This window comes from Lactobacillus sp. B4015 (genome assembly GCF_026536055.1).
Lineage (GTDB): Bacteria > Bacillota > Bacilli > Lactobacillales > Lactobacillaceae > Lactobacillus > Lactobacillus panisapium.
The window spans coordinates 1-16,793 of the sequence record NZ_JAFNOY010000010.1; the positions used below are offsets into that span (position 1 = coordinate 1).

The 16,793-nt window shown below is 37.5% G+C and carries 13 protein-coding genes; 6 read left to right on the forward strand and 7 right to left on the reverse strand.

The genetic code is table 11. The features are described from left to right. The first annotated feature begins 513 nt into the window (after positions 1–513). Entirely contained in the window at positions 514–1,647 is a 1,134-nt protein-coding gene (locus J3U71_RS09660; RefSeq protein ID WP_267393961.1) for a serine hydrolase domain-containing protein, read from the forward strand. Between the two features lie 87 nt (positions 1,648–1,734). Here the strand turns inward: J3U71_RS09660 and J3U71_RS09665 are convergent, their stop codons facing one another. Beyond that, a complete protein-coding gene (locus tag J3U71_RS09665) occupies positions 1,735–4,584 on the reverse strand; it encodes a DUF3427 domain-containing protein (protein WP_267393963.1) in 2,850 nt (949 codons plus the stop codon). An 88-nt stretch (positions 4,585–4,672) separates the two neighbouring features. Continuing rightward, positions 4,673–5,500 (reverse strand): exodeoxyribonuclease III, encoded by an 828-nt coding sequence (locus tag J3U71_RS09670; RefSeq protein ID WP_220268927.1) that lies wholly within the window; start codon positions 5,498–5,500, stop codon positions 4,673–4,675. Positions 5,501–5,875: 375 nt separating this feature from the next. On the opposite strand from J3U71_RS09670, the gene J3U71_RS09675 reads away from it, so the two are divergent. Next, a complete protein-coding gene (locus tag J3U71_RS09675) occupies positions 5,876–6,886 on the forward strand; it encodes a D-2-hydroxyacid dehydrogenase (protein ID WP_220268926.1) in 1,011 nt (336 codons plus the stop codon). 145 nt (positions 6,887–7,031) lie between these two features. Here the strand turns inward: J3U71_RS09675 and treC are convergent, their stop codons facing one another. The 5 genes from treC to J3U71_RS09700 form a co-directional block, all read right to left on the reverse strand. Continuing rightward, positions 7,032–8,699: an alpha,alpha-phosphotrehalase gene (gene treC / locus J3U71_RS09680; protein ID WP_267393969.1), complete on the reverse strand. Its 1,668-nt coding sequence runs from the start codon at positions 8,697–8,699 to the stop codon at positions 7,032–7,034. A gap of 14 nt (positions 8,700–8,713) precedes the next feature. Further along, complete coding sequence (gene treR / locus J3U71_RS09685) at positions 8,714–9,442, reverse strand: trehalose operon repressor (RefSeq protein WP_267393971.1); 729 nt, start codon at positions 9,440–9,442, stop codon at positions 8,714–8,716. A gap of 515 nt (positions 9,443–9,957) precedes the next feature. Further along, on the reverse strand, positions 9,958–10,722 hold the full coding sequence (proC, locus tag J3U71_RS09690; RefSeq protein WP_267393973.1) for a pyrroline-5-carboxylate reductase: 765 nt from the start codon (positions 10,720–10,722) through the stop codon (positions 9,958–9,960). A 26-nt stretch (positions 10,723–10,748) separates the two neighbouring features. Then, on the reverse strand, positions 10,749–11,612 hold the full coding sequence (locus tag J3U71_RS09695; RefSeq protein WP_416381435.1) for an aldo/keto reductase: 864 nt from the start codon (positions 11,610–11,612) through the stop codon (positions 10,749–10,751). 72 nt (positions 11,613–11,684) lie between these two features. Continuing rightward, positions 11,685–12,386, reverse strand: coding sequence for a YjjG family noncanonical pyrimidine nucleotidase (locus J3U71_RS09700; RefSeq protein WP_267393975.1), 702 nt, complete (start codon positions 12,384–12,386; stop codon positions 11,685–11,687). Between the two features lie 630 nt (positions 12,387–13,016). Here J3U71_RS09700 and nrdJ point away from each other — a divergent pair. The 4 genes from nrdJ to J3U71_RS09720 are packed head-to-tail and all read left to right on the forward strand — an operon-like array spanning position 13,017 to position 16,752. After that, entirely contained in the window at positions 13,017–15,251 is a 2,235-nt protein-coding gene (gene nrdJ / locus J3U71_RS09705; protein WP_267393977.1) for a ribonucleoside-triphosphate reductase, adenosylcobalamin-dependent, read from the forward strand. 53 nt (positions 15,252–15,304) lie between these two features. Next, positions 15,305–15,694 (forward strand): DUF4430 domain-containing protein, encoded by a 390-nt coding sequence (locus J3U71_RS09710; RefSeq protein ID WP_220268919.1) that lies wholly within the window; start codon positions 15,305–15,307, stop codon positions 15,692–15,694. A gap of 6 nt (positions 15,695–15,700) precedes the next feature. Beyond that, a complete protein-coding gene (locus J3U71_RS09715) occupies positions 15,701–16,216 on the forward strand; it encodes an ECF transporter S component (protein ID WP_103752689.1) in 516 nt (171 codons plus the stop codon). Further along, positions 16,213–16,752, forward strand: a complete 540-nt coding sequence (locus J3U71_RS09720; protein ID WP_267393979.1) for a cob(I)yrinic acid a,c-diamide adenosyltransferase — start codon at positions 16,213–16,215, stop codon at positions 16,750–16,752. Before J3U71_RS09715 ends, J3U71_RS09720 begins: the two co-directional genes overlap by 4 nt. The last annotated feature ends 41 nt before the right edge of the window (positions 16,753–16,793 follow it).

Here is a 16,793-nt window from a genome sequence, read left to right on the forward strand (position 1 = left end):
TACCTGCGACGCTCGTAAACGCCGCTGTTTTATTTTGCCAGATCTTTGTCCTCTTGTCAAGAACTTTTTTCTGACCCCGCTGTTGTCTTTTTTACAACAGCGTTTATTATCTTACTAAACTAGCTCTTCTTTGTCAACTAGTTTTTTCGGATTTTTTCGCCCTCTTCCGCTTGGCTCTTGCCTTGCGCCCGACGACAGTTATTAATATTAGCAACTCTTTTTTACTTTTGCAAGTCTTTTTTGTAATTTATTTTTGATTCTAGTAATAAAGCCTTAATATTAGCGTTTTTTTAAGTATGTTTTGGCTAGCTTATTCAACTAATTAGTACTGGGTGTTACTTTAATTGCTGCTGCTTACTTAGTTAACCTCTGCTATTTTTAAAATTTACAGCGTTTCAATTGTTACTTCACGTTTACAAAGATTGTTAAAGAATCTTAACCTTTTAGCATTTCTTTGTTAATGATAACGATTTATAATACTTCTAATATCTTCAAAAGGGAGAAAATAATATTTTGAAACATAAATTTTTCACTCTTGCTACCGCTTTGATGCTTGGAGCCTCAGCTCCATTAGCAACTGGGGCAATCACAGTGCAGGCAGCAACTACAACCACGCAAAACAGTCAAACAGAAATGTATAATTTTGTTAGAAACACTTTCAAAGAGCACCACGTAAGAGGCGTCGTTACCGTCGTCAAAAACGGCGTTCCGCAAACAATTAGTTACGGTTACGCATGGTATGGCAAACGAATAGGCAATGGTAATCCCAAGGTCACTTATCCAACAGCTTCTTTACAAAAAGTAATCACCGCTGCAATCATTGTCCAGCTAATTAACGAAACCAAAAATACTGACAAGGCATTTAACCAAAATACTAAAATTTCACGTTGGTACCCAAACTTGAAAAATGCCAATAATATTTCTGTTGGCAACTTAATGACTCATACATCCGGTATCACAGCTGCTAAAACTGAAATAGACCGGGGAATTGTTTATTCAGAAGCAGACGCTCTTGATTGGGTCGTCAAAAATATCAATAATTCGCCTTCTGATAATGTTGGAACTTATCATTACAACAACAGCAATTTTATTTTGTTAACTGGAATTATTCGCCAAATTACCGGACTATCTTATGAACAAAACATCCAAACCAGAATAATTCAAAAATTAGGTCTTAAGAATACTTACCTTTACCAGAACATCCCTAAAGGAATAACAGATCCTATTTCTTATTATTCAAATGGCGGAAAAAATTATCAAAATGCCAATTACATCAAAGCAAGCCTCGCCTCACAAATACCAGGAGCTGGCAACTTATTTACTACACCAGATGAATACTACCGCATTCAAGTTGGGTTAAGCGACGGTTCAATTTTAGATAAAAGTGATTTTCACTATTTGACACACTTAAACAGCAAAATCACTGAGTATTGCGGAGGAATGTATCTCAAGCAAAACGAATCGCTAAAAAGCGCATACGGAAGTTTCTACGGTATGCACTTTGGCACGTGGGTACAATTGACTACCGATAATCAAAATGGCATCGTCATGTTTTTAAATCAAACTAATGATAATGAAAATGCCGAAAAAGATGTTGGTTACGAAATCCTTCAACATATTAAGCCAAATACATTTGTCTCACGTTAAATATTCTCTCTTTTGTTAAAAATTAAAACTCCTATTTGGTAACAACAAATACCAGATAGGAGTTTTTTTAGTTGAATTGATAAATTTTTAGTCTGCAAATAATAATTCGTACATTTTAGCTTGTAGTGGTTTATTAAGCAGCAGGTTCATCCCCACAGTTGCTTTTTTCTTTGGTCCCAACTGCTCTTCTTTAACCGTTTCTTTTTGAATATTAGCTTGGCCCAAATAGAAAAACTGCTTACCGATTGCATCGCTTTTTTTAACAAAAATGTGTAATTTCATGTCAGGCGTATTTAACAATCGCTTTACTTCATCAGAATCCAGGCGCCTTGGCGAGCGCGTATACCATCGCAAAGAGCGTCCATCTTCAAGTGTATTATGGTACAAAGCACTCCGCTTTTTGGCAGAATCTTTCTTATAAGTGATGAAAATTGGGGTTTCATTTTTATCAACCCGGTAGCCATACATCGGGGCCGAAACATCCTTAGGCCAATTTAATAGGCGGCAAGCATCTTTACGATCATATTGCTGATAAAGCGTAAATTGCTCTTGGTTATCATAGTCTTGGTTAAGCGCCAAGCCAGTTTTAACTGCATCCAAAAACAGCCGGTAAAAATCTTGACTATCATGGAGCGCTTGTTTCAATTCAGGTGCGAGCAGATAAGTAAACAAATCTGGGCGTTCGATTAAAGCGTGATTGCCATACTGCTCTTTTTTGGTTGTTTTACCCTGCTTAATGTCAAAAAAGCTTAATGTCAAAATATCTTCAACGGAGTTGAGTACTGCAGGATTAATATATGCATTATATGTAGTTAACGCTTCTTCAAATTCTGACTGAGTTACCTTGTCTTTTTCTAATAATAATTGTAATAAAACTAATTCATGCGGTCTCTTGCCATTAAGTAATTCTTTCGTAACAAAAGATAGAATAGCACTTTGTTCTTTACTTAAAGCAACCGATTCACCCATTTTTACTAGAAATTGGCCGTAATGCTTTAAGGCATGATTATTAGCAAAAACCATTGGCGAGGTTGAACCATAATGATAAAAATCAAGCAAAAGCGGTGGTCGTCCAATTTTTTCTTTTAAATCCAAATATGACTGACGCAATTCTTTCATACTATCAAGTTTAATGCAATCTAGCGAAGCTAAGATCTTTGCCGAAGCCACCTGGCTGAAGTTAATAGTTGAAACATCAATAAATCCTGGTAGTTTGCTTTCCTCACGTGCCTTGTCCAGGTCTCGACTATTATCTTGATTTAAAGAAATTGGAATTAAATAATTGTTTTTATAATTACCAATAAAGTCAATGACAGTTACGTAGTCCTTGCCCGGATATTTACGCAATCCTCGGCCTAACTGTTGAATAAAAACAATACTAGACTGGGTATTGCGCAACATAATTATTTGATTCAGCGCCGGAATATCAATTCCCTCGTTAAAAAGATCAACAGTAACGATATATTCAATATCTCCTTGCTCGAGCTGCTTAACTACCTGCATTCGCTGCTTTTCACTATCTTCATTAGTCAGGGCAATTGCTGGATGGTTTTTAGCCGTAAAAATCTGCGCTAATTCGCGGGCCTCTTCCTGCCTACTGCAAAAAATCAGGCCTTTAGCCTGCTTACCGCAATAACCATAATAATCGAGCTGCTTTAGTACGTAATCAACTCGCTTAGGCGCAAGGAGCCTACGCAAATTAGTCGTTTCATCAATGCTTTCCCCATCTACTTCATAGTCTTCTACCCCCACATAATGAAATGGTGCAAGCATCTTATTTTCTAATGCGCCACGGAGCCGAATTTCATAAGCTAAATTATAATCAAATAACTGGTAAACATCCTGGTCATCCATTCGTTCGGGCGTAGCCGTCATCCCCAGCCAAAACTGCGGCGTAAATTTAGCAAAGACCCGCTGATAGCTGGGAGCCGCTGCCCGGTGGGCTTCATCAATTAGAATATAATCAAATTCCGTTGCACTTAAATTAGCGAGCATTTCGGGCTGGCTTAAAGTTTGGACAGTGGCAAAAACATACTTTCGTTCAAGTTGGTGCTTGTGCCCTGTCAATAGACCATAATCTTTGCGATCACCGCCAATTACCTGGTAAAAACTTTCTAATACCTTCTTGGCAATTTGTTCGCGGTGTACCACATACAAAAATTTCATAGGATGAAAATCCTTGACCGCAAAAGCTCCCAAATATGTCTTACCGGTACCGGTCGCCGAAACAATCAATCCCCGCTTTTGTCCCGAAGCAATTAAGCACGTTAGCTTCTTTAGAGCCTCTTTTTGCATCTGATTCGGGGTTATCTTCTGTGCTTTTGCTGGGGTAAAGCGAGTCTGAATAGCATTTGGCTTAGGGCTAACCCAGTTAGCTTCGTATTCACTTAACCAAGCAGTAGTTAACGGCTGGCTAGTTTTGTCAAGTTGCACTAGTTGCTGCTTAATTTGCTCAGTTAAAGCTGCATTTTCTTTCGAACTGACTTTTAGCGCCCACTCATAATTACTAAGAAGAGCTGCTCGCGTGAAATTGGCGCTACCTATGACAAGAGTTTCCCAATTCTCATGATCAAAAAGATAGCCTTTTGCGTGAAAGCCCGTATTAGGGGCAATTTTAACCGTCAGATTAGTAATTTTCATTAATTCATGAAAAACGCGGGGATTATTAAAAGCTAAATAATCACCTGTAATTAAGGTCCCGGAAACATTTTTTCGTGCCAAATCCGCCAAAACGACTTTTAAGGGGACGAGCATATCCTGTGTGATAAATGCAACTGCCCATGTGAATGAGCGGCAACTGAGCAGTTCCTGCCGCAAGGTTAACCAAATGTTGTCGTTTTGATTATTCTGCAACAATTTAGGACTGAGAAGCTCATGGCCAGGGTATGCTTGATCATAGAGACCATTAAGTATGGCATCTTGCAGTGGTTCATTCATTGATTTTTATGCCTCTAAATTTCTTATTTTTCTATCTATAATATAAAGAAAGAGAAATCCAGTCATTAGGATTTCTCTCAAATTTTATTTACAAGTCAATATCTAACAAAATTGGACAGTGGTCTGCACGTACACCCGTATCCATCATTTCTGAGCGAGTCACCTTATCGGCAATTCGATTGCTTGTAATCCAATAATCGATTCTCCAGCCTGAGTTATTCGCCTTCGCCGTTCTAACTCTTTGCGCCCACCAAGAATAAACGCCTTCAATGTCACCATTGATTTTTCTAAAAGAGTCAGTAAAACCGGCATTAAGAAGCTGGGTAAAATCTTCACGCTCTTCATCAGTAAAACCAGCAGAATGATGATTTGTTTCGGGGTGTTTCAGGTCAATTTCTTCATGAGCACAGTTATAATCGCCACAAGCTAGCACCGGTTTTTGCTTATCCAGCTGCTTTAAATAAGCGATGTATTTTTCATCCCAAGCTTGTCGTTCACTTAGACGTTTCAAACCGTTTCCTGAATTAGGCGTGTAAACTTGTGTAACAAAATAAGCGGGAAATTCTAGCGTAATGATTCTGCCTTCCTGGTCCATTGGTTCTGGTGCGCCAATTTCAGGAAAAGTAACTGTCGGCTCTAAGTCCTTTTTATATAAGTACATCGTACCAGCATAGCCTTTACGAGCGGGCTCTTCTGACGAACGCCATACAATTTCATATTCCGGAAACTCGTTTGTTAACACTTCTAAATGCTTTTTTGTTGGTCCTGTTGACCGAAGTTTAGTTTCTTGAATTGCAATAATATCTGCGTTTTGCTCATGGATTTTTTCTAAAACTTTCCGTGTTTCTACAGCCCTAGAAGAAGTCCCCGTTAACGCAGCATTCAGTGAATCAATATTCCACGAAATTAAGATCATATTTTTCTCCTTTGTATCCATCTTATACATTATATAGTTTTTTAAAACGGACTCACAACTTCATTAACTTAATTTGGCAATTTTTAGTAAGCAGAACATAATTCTGCCAGCAGCCTAACCCGAAAAATTATTTTAAGCACATTTAAAAATATTTAAGTAATTATAAAATTGTTACAAATTTCACGACTTTAGGTAAAAAGCCAATAAATTATTTTCCTTTCTTAATTAACTGGTACTATGCAAATGTAAGCGGTTGTTACAAACTAAACGTTTTTTTAAAATGATCCATTTCACAATTTTGTATTTTTAATTCATCTGGTACAAGTGTATAATAGCACAAGAGATAGTAATAACGATTTATGGAGGTTAGATTTTATGACTAAAATTTATGCTTATGCGATTCGTAAAGACGAAGAGCCATATGTCCACGAGTGGAAAGACGCTCATCCAGATGTCGAAGTTGATTACACTGATCAACTTTTGACTCCAGAAACTGCTGAATTAGCTAACGGTGCTGATGGTGTTGTAACTTACCAACAATTAGACTATAAGGCAGATACCATTGAAGCTTTAGACAAGCTTGGTATTCACAACTGGTCAATTCGTAACGTTGGTATTGACAACATTGATTTGAAGAAAGCAAAAGAACTTGGCTTCAAGTTAACTAACGTACCAGTTTACTCACCAGATGCTATTGCTGAACACGCTGCTATTCAAGCTGCAAGGGTTTTGCGTCAAGATAAGGTAATGGACGAAAAGCTTGCTAAACATGACTTCCGCTGGGCACCTACAATTGGTCGTGAAGTTCGTGACCAAACTGTTGGTGTTATTGGTACCGGTCACATTGGCCAAGTATTTATGAGAATTATGGAAGGCTTTGGTGCTAAAGTTATCGCTTATGATATCTTCCAAAACCCTATTCTTAAGAAGAAGGGTTACTATGTTGATACTTTAGATGAACTCTACGCTCAATCTGATGTCATCTCGCTTCACGTACCTGATGTTCCTGAGAATGTCCACATGATCAATGATGACTCAATCAAGAAGATGAAAGACGACGTTGTTATTGTTAACGTTTCACGTGGTCCACTTGTTGACACTGATGCTGTCATTCGTGGCCTTGATTCGGGTAAAATCTTTGGCTTTGTAATGGACACTTACGAAGGTGAAGTTGGTATCTTCAACGAAGACTTCAGTAACAAAGAATTGCCTGACAAGCGCTTAGCCGATTTAATTGCCCGTCCAAACGTTTTGGTAACTCCACACACAGCTTTCTACACAACACATGCTGTTCGTAACATGGTTATCAATTCATTTGACAACAACTTAAAGTTAATTAAAGGTGAGAAACCTGATACTCCCGTTGATTTAGATAAAGAATTTTAATTTCATAAATTTATTTCCCTTCTTAAATACATTTAATGATTTGACTTTTAAAAAAGGTAGCATTTACTTACTTGATACCTCTTTTACTTAAAAAAGACGTCTAGGTTTTACTTAAAATCTAGGCGTCTTTTTATTATGCTAAAAATTACTTTGCCAGTTTAACGGCCAAAGTTTCATATGGTCGAAGACTAATTTTCTCCCCTAAAGTAGAGCTAGTCTTGGCATAATTACTGATCAAAATTTCGACTTGCTGATTTTTCAAGCCGTCTGGCAGCTCCACTTCATGTTTTTTACCATAAAAGTTACTGAGCACAACAATCTTTTGCGACTGGTGCTGTAAATAACGGACATAAGCAAAAACTTGTGAATCATCGTTTAAAAACATTTTGATATGTCCGTCCGAAATCAACTCCTCACTCTTACGCAAATGGATCAGTTTTTGGTAAAAATTGAAGATTTCACCATCTTTCAATTCTTGTGCAACGTTAATTTCACCTTGACCTGTTGGCATTAGCCACGGCTTGTGCTTGCTAAAGCCTGCATACCGATCATTAGACCAATGCATTGGTGTCCGCGAATTATCGCGAGATTTTGTTTTGACAATCTCAAAGGCTTCTTGCTCACTTATTCCGGCCCTTGTTAATTCGGTAAATGCATTAATACTTTCAATATCGACATAGTCTTTCATTGACGAATAAGTCGGGTTAACTGCCCCAATTTCTTCACCCATATAAATAAACGGCGTTCCACGCATTAAATGTAGGGCTGCAGCGAGCATCTCAGCAGATTTCACACGGTACTTACCCGCTGCCCCGAACCGATTAATGGCCATTGGCTGGTCATGATTATTCCAAAAGAGTGCGTTCCAGCCTCCTCCTTCGTCCATTTTTTCCTGCCAAGAAGTGAAAATTTGCTTTAACTGCCTAAAGTCAAATGGTTCTTTTGTCCATTTCTGACCATTTTGATAATCAACCTTTAAATGATGAAAATTAAAAACCATTGATAACTCATGTTCACTTGGTTTTGAGTATTTAATTGAATTTTTGATAGTTGTTGATGACATTTCACCAACAGTAATACTATTTTTATCCTGACCAAAGCTAGCTCGATTTAATTCCTTGAGGTATTGATGAACCACGGGTGTATCAGTATATAAAGCTTTTTCTTCAACCGGATTGGTCGAATCAACGAGAATTTCTGCTTTTCCGGTGACATTAATGACATCAAAACGGAACCCTTGTACACCCTTTTCCCGCCAAAAATTAATTACTTGGGCAGCTTCTTTTCTCACTTCAGGATTATGCCAATCTAAGTCAGCTTGGCTTGAATCATAAAGATGAAGATAATAATAATCTGTTTTACCAAACTTGCTCCAAGCCGGGCCACCGAATTTGCTTTGCCAATTGGTTGGCAAGCTGCCATCTTTTTTTGCTTTACGCAAATAAAAATAGTTCTGATACTTTTTGTCACCTGCCAGTGCCTTTTGAAACCATTCATTAGAAGTCGAGCAGTGATTAAGTACCATATCAAGCATAATACCAACGTTAATTTCTTTTAGCTTAACAACTAGTTCTTCAAAATCGGCCATTGTGCCAAATAGCGGATCAATTTTATAATAGTCTGTAACATCATAGCCATTATCATTTTGTGGTGACACAAAAAAGGGGTTAAACCAAATCATATCAACATTTAATTTTTTGATGTAATCAATCTTAGCAATAATGCCACGAAGGTCACCAATTCCATCATTATTTGAATCATAAAAAGACTTAGGATAGATTTGATAAATTACTTTTTTTCCCAGAACGGTCATACTTTTCTCCTAAATTATTGCGGCTTAATATTCTGCCTGCGTGCAAAATCAACGAATTTGAATTTTGCTGGGTTATGAAATGATAGAGTCAATTGAAACGGCGTTGTATCGCTTAAAAAACTGCGACTTGCTACCAAAACAACCATATCATTTTCAAGTGCTAGCTTTCGCCGAAGATTTTCAGTTGCCTTTTCAACCGTAATTGTCTTAGTTGCATAAGAAACTTCCAGCCCCAAGTCATTTTCAAGATATTGATAAATTGAATTTTGAGCTGCCGATAGCGGTAATTCAGTAATCGGCGGCGTAAATAAGAAATCACAATCCAAAACAGATGGTTCTTTTGCTAATAAACGCAACCGCTCAAGATATATTCCCTCATTTTGCTGTTCTTGGGGAAATTTCTCTGCAAACAAGCTGGGCAGCATTTTGGTCTTAGTCAATTTCAAAACACTGGTTTCAGCGTTCATCCCCAATGACTTATTAAGTTCAGCAAAACTTTCAATCCCAGAAATAGGAAACGAATATCTGCCCAAATCTAATACCATTGAGCCTTTTCCCTGAATTTTTTGAATCATTCCTAAAGAATTAAGTTGCTCTAATGCCTTTCTCACAGTTTCGCGTGAAGTGCCGTAGAGTTTGGTCAACTGATTTTCACTTGGAAGGAAACTACCTACTTTAAATTGCTTATGCCGGATTTTTTCTGCAATATCCTGGGCAATTAAGGTCGCTTTTGAATCTGTCATTTTTAAATCCTTTCACTTTTATTCTATTATATCGAATGATGTCTGTACAAGAGCGGAATTAAATTAATTAATATTTATAAGCTCAATTAAAAGCACAAAAACAGCTATACTTTTTAGCTAAGCCAAGCATGTATATACAAGCATAAGACTTTATTTGAAAGATATTTTAAAAATAGCTTCAGAGGAGCTCTGACATTAAAAAACTGTCATGATATCGGTCTTCTATGTAAAAAATAAGGTGCAAGAGTCAATATTAGTTGTGATTCACATTTTTCCAGTAACATTGGTAACCACATAGAAGCACTAAGAGTGCTAAAAGAAGTTTATCTTTACAGAAAATAGTTGTAAATTGTGATTTAGAAATATTTTTTGCTTTTCTAAAAATAAAAAAAAGCTTTAAGAAAAGCTCAATAACAAATAAGAAAAACTGATAAATCTAGTTGATTTATCAGTTTTTGCTTACAAATATTGTTGTAATTTAAATTATAAACTGGCTTTTTCCAAGACATATTTTTTTAATTAGCTGAAGCATTAACTGCTTGAATCAAAGCATTTCTGAATCCTTCTTGTTCTAACTTAACTACACCTCTTATGGTAGACCCACCCGGAGTAGTTACTTCATCTTTTAATTCCTCAGGTAATTTCTTACTAGATAAAGCAAGCTTTGCGGTACCTACCAGCATTTGTTCCACAATTTGGTAGGATTCGGCCCGCTTAACGCCATTTTGGACAGCAGCGTCGCTTAAAGCCTCAATCATCATATTAACATATGCTGGTGTGCAACCTGCAACAGTCCCATAAATTCCTAATAAATCTGCAGGAACGACATAAACACTGCCCATTTGCTCAAACAGAGCTTTAACAGTGTCAATTACCTGTTTCTTTTCTCCGGGAACAAAACTCATCGCTGTAATCCCCTCACCAATTTGAACTGGCGTATTAGGAACAATTTTGACAAAAGAAGAATCATCCGGTAATTCCTGGTTGATTGTAGTAAGATCACCACCACCAGTTGACAAAATGATACCATGATACTTTTGCTCCAGTTCACGAAAAATTGATGTTATAACGGAGCCACCGACAGCCACAATCACTGCCTGGCAGTCGTTAAAAGCAGTATAGTCATCTACTAGGTGCAAATTCAGTTCAGCTGCAACCTTTTGTGCTGACCGATGACCACCGTCAAAAACATAAATATCTTGAATGGTAGTTTTGCCTTGTAATAAGCCCAAAATAATTGCCTTACCAATTTTGCCAGTTCCAATAAATCCTACTTTCATCATTTATCACCTTAAAATTTATCTTATTAAAAATCAGTGTTATCAGGATCAGTAGCCATTTCTGCTACACCATGTAAATGATCTAAAGCTTGCATATCTTCTTCACTAATTGCGAAATCGAAAATAGCGGCGTTTTCTTTCATTCGATCACGATGAACGGATTTTGGCAATGGTACGAATTGATGTTGTAGCGACCAGCGCAACAAAACCTGTGCGGGAGTCTTATCATAATGCTTGGCAACCTCGATAACAGTTTTATTGCTAAACAAGGCACCTCGCCCTAAAGGACTATAAGCTTCGTTAAGAATCCCTAATTCTTTATTATATGAAGTTGTATCGTTTTGCATGTCGCTTGGATTAAGATAAATTTGATTAACCGCAGGACGAACGGATGCCACTTTTAAAAGTTCATCAAGATGTTCACGCTTAAAGTTGGATACGCCAATAGCACGAATTCTTCCTGCAATTTGAGCTTCCTCCATTGCACGCCAACTTCCAGCATTCATTTCTGCCCAATGGTCACGAATTGCAGCTGGATTAGGCCAATGAATTAAATATAAATCAATATAATCTACACCTAACTTTTCTAGACTATTATTAATTGCCTCAGTGGTTTTCTTATAACCATGCATGTCATTCCACAGTTTCGTAGTAATAAAAAGGTCATAACGGTTAACACCGCTTTCTCTAATTCCCTTACCAATACTTACCTCATTACCATAAGCTGCAGCAGTATCAATCAGACGATAACCTAAATTAATAGCATCCTTAACAACATTTTTTGCAACATCACCATCAGGCGTTTGCCAAGTACCAAGTCCAATAGCTGGAATCTTAACGCCGTTATTTAATTGATAAGTGTCGGAAATAGAATGAATATCAACAGTCATCATTTTCACCTCTTAATTCGTTATCTTTTAGTATATTAAAGTATATATCATTATTACATTAACAGATTTAAACTATTTTGGGAAATTGTTTTTTAAAAGCTTAACAAATTGTGGATAAGTTGTTACTTCATACAACGGATGCAAGTTCATGTTATTTTTTCGATGACGATGATTATACCAAATACTACTAAAGCCATAATTCTCTGCACCTAAAATATCGGACTGTAATCCATCGCCAAAAAAAACTGTATCGCTTGGACCAAACTTGGTCCGTGCAAAGAAATAGTCAAAAATATGGCTATCTGGCTTAGAATAGCCAGCTTCTTCAGAAGTAACAATTAAATTAAAATAGTCTTTAATTCCTGCTAGTTCGAGGCGATGTCTCTGCATAAAAGTTTCGCCATTAGTCAAAATTGTTAATTCAAAATGTTGTTTCTGGGCAAAACGTAAAGTGTCCTTTACTCCAGGCAAAAGCTTATATGCACGAGAAAAATAAGAACGATATTCATTCATAACAGCGAGACCATTAACTTCAGTATTAAAAGTATTCTTCAAAAAGTTATGAAAAACCGCTTCACTTAATTCTTGATAAGTAATTGTACCATTTTCAAGTTCCCGCCAAAGTCCCTGATTATAAGAATGATATTGCCGTTGGATTTCATCTGTAAGTTCCCAATGATGTGCATTAAAAAGACTATGAAGAGCAAAATTCTCCGTATCGGCAAAATCAATTAATGTATCATCAACATCAAATATAATCTGTTTGAAATGCAAGTAACTTCACCCTTTCTAGTTATTTCCTAGGAAATAACACATACTAGCATGGAAAACTATTATACCAGTATTTTAGTTATAATGAGAAAATTATGTTTTTCTTAAAATTAAGCAAAAGGCTATCTTATCTTAAAAATGGCGCATATAATTCTTTCATATTTTGATTGGAGGAATAATTAAACATGCTTACTCTTTTATTGATTATTTTTCTAATATGGGCTTTTGTTAAACTGGGGATCGGAACGCTTAAAATTTTATTTTTTTTGCTGGCCTGCGGGCTTATATTTATTTTTTTCATTCACCTGTTGGTTCCGTTAATCATAACAGGGGCAGTAATTTTCATTGCAGTTGCACTCTTAGGTTTTTAAATAATAAATAAATAATTCACTAAGATTAGTTAAGCACGATAAGTAAATTCTAATACTTGTTGTGCTTTTTTGTGTACAGCTATTCCTATATGATTTTTTTTATTTCTAGCGAATCTTACTCCTACATTAATTCGGGTTTTTTGTTCGTGTTTTACAGTAGCATATCCGCTATCAAATACAAGATATTGTGGTATAGTTCTTTCTGTAGCCATACATAATGTATGTGTGGAACATTTGTTAGTTTTTAGGAGCTATTTTACACATGAAAAACACAACAATAAGCTTAGATCAGGCTTATATTGATCAAGTGAAACAAAATATTTCACCTCACTGGGGCGAATTAGGCTGGGTTACCTACAAGCGGACCTATGCTCGGTGGCTTCCACAAGAAAACCGGTCCGAAGAGTGGGATGAAACCGTCAAACGCGTGGTTGAAGGAAACATTAACCTTGACCCGCGCCTTGCAGACTCACCTTCTGAGAAAGTCATCACCGAATTAACTAATGAGGCCCGTGAATTATACCGGCTAGTTTACGGGCTTGCCGCCACTCCATCTGGACGTAATCTTTGGGTGTCTGGAACTGATTACCAAAAGCGCAACGGTGATTCATTGAACAATTGCTGGTTTATCGCAATCCGACCACAAAAATATGGTGACAGTCATATTGTTCCTGCTTACTTATCTAAGGATCAACAAGCTGTTTCAATGCCTTTTTCTTTTACTTTCGATCAACTTATGAAAGGTGGCGGTGTTGGTTTTTCTGTCGTAAAAGAAAATATTGCCAAAATTCCACCAGTTGATCAAAAAGTTGATTTAACGGTTGTAATCGATAAGACGAGCACTTCTTACAAAGACTCAGTTAAGTTGGGTGCAACTGACAAAGCAACTTGGAAAAAGCAAAATGACGGTGCTACCGATTACGTTTACTACAAGCTGCCCGATACTCGCGAAGGCTGGGTTTTAGCCAATGCACGTCTAATCGATATGCACTTTAACCAAACCAATCCTGAAAACAAGCAAAAGCTAGTTTTGGATATCAGTGATATTCGACCTTATGGCGCCAAGATTCATGGTTTTGGCGGAACAGCTTCAGGACCAATGCCACTAGTAGAAATGGTTTTTGAAATTAATCAAATTATTAATGATCGGGTTGGCGGTCACCTAACTTCCGTTGATGGCACCGATATCTGCAATTTAATCGGTAAAACCGTTGTTGCTGGCAATGTCAGAAGATCAGCAGAATTGGCGCTTGGTTCAAATGATGACCAGGACTTCATCACAATGAAACAGGATAAAGATAAGCTCTATCATCATCGCTGGGCTTCTAATAATAGTGTCGCAATCGACGCTGAATTTAATGATTATGAGCCTATCGCCAATGGTATTCGGGAGAATGGTGAGCCGGGAATTGTTAACCTTGATTTATCGCGCAATTACGGCCGTATAATTGATGGCTATCAAAAAGACATTGATGGCGAAGTCGAGGGAACCAATCCGTGTGGTGAGATCTCGCTTGGAAATGGCGAGCCATGCAACCTATTTGAAGTTTTCCCTTATATCGCTGAAAAACAAGGCTGGAATCTTCAAGATGTCTTCAAGCTGGCCGCACGCTACACCAAGCGCGTAACCTTTAGTGCCTACGACTGGGAGATTTCTCGCCAGATTATTTATAAAAACCGGCGTATCGGTGTTTCCATGTCAGGAATTCAAGATTGGCTCTTAAATGATCTAGGCCACCGGGTTGTTACCGGCTTTAAGGATGAGGTCGATCAAGAAACTGGTGAAAAAATCAAGGTGCCGATCTACGATCCTAAAGGAATCAAAATGGTTACTTCTGCATATCAAGCCGTTGTTGATGCAGACAATGAGTATAGCAAGGCGCTGCACTGCGAGCCATCAATTAAGCATACTACTGTTAAGCCATCAGGAACTGTAGCTAAACTTGCAGGGGCATCTGAAGGAATGCACTTCCACTATGCTGGCTATTTAATTCAGCGAATTCGTTTCCAAGCTTCCGATCCATTATTAAAAGCATTAGCAGCTTGCGGCTATTATTCTGAACCCGATATTTATTCACCAAACACTACTTGTGTTGAATTTCCATTACGGGCAGCCCATGCGGATAGTGAAAACTTTGCTTCTGCCGGGACGGTTTCAATCGAAGAGCAATTTGCCACCCAAGCGTTTTTACAAACATACTGGTCCGACAATGCTGTTAGTTGTACCGTCACGTTCCAAAAAGAGGAGGGCGATAAGATTAATTCGCTGTTTAAGCAATACCGTCATGTAATTAAGTCAACTTCTTTATTGCCTTATTATGGTGGTTCATTAGAACAAGCACCAAAAGAGCCAATTGATAAGGAAACTTATGAAAAGCGCAAAGCTCAGATTTCAGGCGATGTTGCTAGTGTCTTTACCAAACAACATGACGATCAAAAAGACTTAGAACTTGTTGATCAAGAAGATTGTGAAAACGGCGCTTGCCCAGTTAAATAGTCAAAATTACAAATTATTACGTTATCAGAAAAATATTACGAGGAGTTTTTATCATGAAAAAAAATAAATTAGCAGTCATTACCAGTTTAGCAACAATTTTCACTTTTACCTTTGCAGGTTATGAAACTACACAAACACCTACTACGGTTAGTGCAGCAAGCAAAATTCACGTTACCTACACTCTTAAAGTAAATAATAAGAATTATAAAAAGCGGACGGTTAAATTAGCTAAGCATTCAACAGTTATGCAAGGACTTAGGAAACTATGGCACGTAAAGAGCACTAACGGCTTTATTACTTCGATTGCCGGCAAGAGTCAAAATAAAGCAAAACACATTTACTGGACATATACCATTAACGGTAAATTCGCTAACAAGGGCGCAACTGAGCAAAGAGTGGGTAATAAAGACAAGGTTAAATTCACTCTAGCTAAGGTGAACTAATTAATTATGCACAACTCAACCAAAAAAATAGCACTTCTTGCAATCTTAACCGCAATGTGCGTGGCGCTTAGAATTTTTAAAATTATTCCTGTACCTAATGTTCAACCAGTTACTGCAATTTTAATGATCGTTACGCTAAATTTGGGCTTTACTTTTGGTTTTGCTTTGGCCATTTTAACGATGGTCGTTTCTAACATCTATCTGGGATTTGGTATTTGGACCGTTTCGCAGGTTCTTGCCTATGGCGGTTGCGTTTTAACCGTGGCGTTATTTGCAAAATTTACGCCATTAAAAAAGCACTTTATTTTGCAACTAATACTTGTCACGTTTTTAGGCTGGGAATATGGTTGTTTTGTTGATTTCGGGATGTCCATTTTTGGCGGCTTCCAAGCCTTTCTAGCTTATTGGGCCGGCAGCCTGACCTTTGATACTTACCATGCCATTGGTAATTTAGTTTTTTATCCTATTTTATACAAACCCCTTAACATCGCACTTGATCATTACCAAAAGAGGCTATCATGACTATCAAAATTTATACCAAAGTTGGCGATCATGGTTTTACCAAACAAGTTACGGGCAAAATGGTACCCAAATATGACCTCCAAATTGTTGCCGTAGGCGACATTGATGAACTTGATTCGTATCTCGGCGTTGTAGCCGCAAGTTTATCCGCTAATTGCCAAAAGTTATTGGTGCCAGTACAAAATTTGCAACGTGATCTATACGAACTTGAAAGTGACATTGTTGTCAAACGGCATGAGCAGATTACTAGCGCTAAAGTTACCGCGCTTGAAAAACAAATCGATGAGCTTAACCAGCAAATTCCAAAAACAACCCATTTTATTTTACCTGGCGGATCGCTAACAGCATCACACTTACATTATGCTCGCACAATTGCCAGACGAGCTGAGCGAGCAATGGTTAAATTGGACGCTGAAGAGCAAAAATTGGCTCCTGCTTGCTTAAAATACATTAACCGATTATCTGACTATCTTTTTATTTTGGCTCGTTACGCGAACGTTTTGGACGGTGTAGCAGAAGTTAAAAGCAAACTATAAGTTAGTAGATATTAAAAAAACGACTGATACTGATAAGAACC

Bases quoted from the DNA above. Each gene is read 5' to 3' on its own strand.
- J3U71_RS09665 (WP_267393963.1), bottom strand. From the start codon at position 4,584: ATGAATGAACCACTGCAAGATGCCATACTTAATGGTCTCTATGATCAA.
- J3U71_RS09670 (WP_220268927.1), bottom strand. From the start codon at position 5,500: ATGATCTTAATTTCGTGGAATATTGATTCACTGAATGCTGCGTTAACG.
- J3U71_RS09675 (WP_220268926.1), top strand. From the start codon at position 5,876: ATGACTAAAATTTATGCTTATGCGATTCGTAAAGACGAAGAGCCATAT.
- treC (WP_267393969.1), bottom strand. From the start codon at position 8,699: ATGACCGTTCTGGGAAAAAAAGTAATTTATCAAATCTATCCTAAGTCT.
- treR (WP_267393971.1), bottom strand. From the start codon at position 9,442: ATGACAGATTCAAAAGCGACCTTAATTGCCCAGGATATTGCAGAAAAA.
- proC (WP_267393973.1), bottom strand. From the start codon at position 10,722: ATGAAAGTAGGATTTATTGGAACTGGCAAAATTGGTAAGGCAATTATT.
- J3U71_RS09695 (WP_416381435.1), bottom strand. From the start codon at position 11,612: ATGACTGTTGATATTCATTCTATTTCCGACACTTATCAATTAAATAAC.
- nrdJ (WP_267393977.1), top strand. From the start codon at position 13,017: ATGAAAAACACAACAATAAGCTTAGATCAGGCTTATATTGATCAAGTG.
- J3U71_RS09710 (WP_220268919.1), top strand. From the start codon at position 15,305: ATGAAAAAAAATAAATTAGCAGTCATTACCAGTTTAGCAACAATTTTC.
- J3U71_RS09715 (WP_103752689.1), top strand. From the start codon at position 15,701: ATGCACAACTCAACCAAAAAAATAGCACTTCTTGCAATCTTAACCGCA.
- J3U71_RS09720 (WP_267393979.1), top strand. From the start codon at position 16,213: ATGACTATCAAAATTTATACCAAAGTTGGCGATCATGGTTTTACCAAA.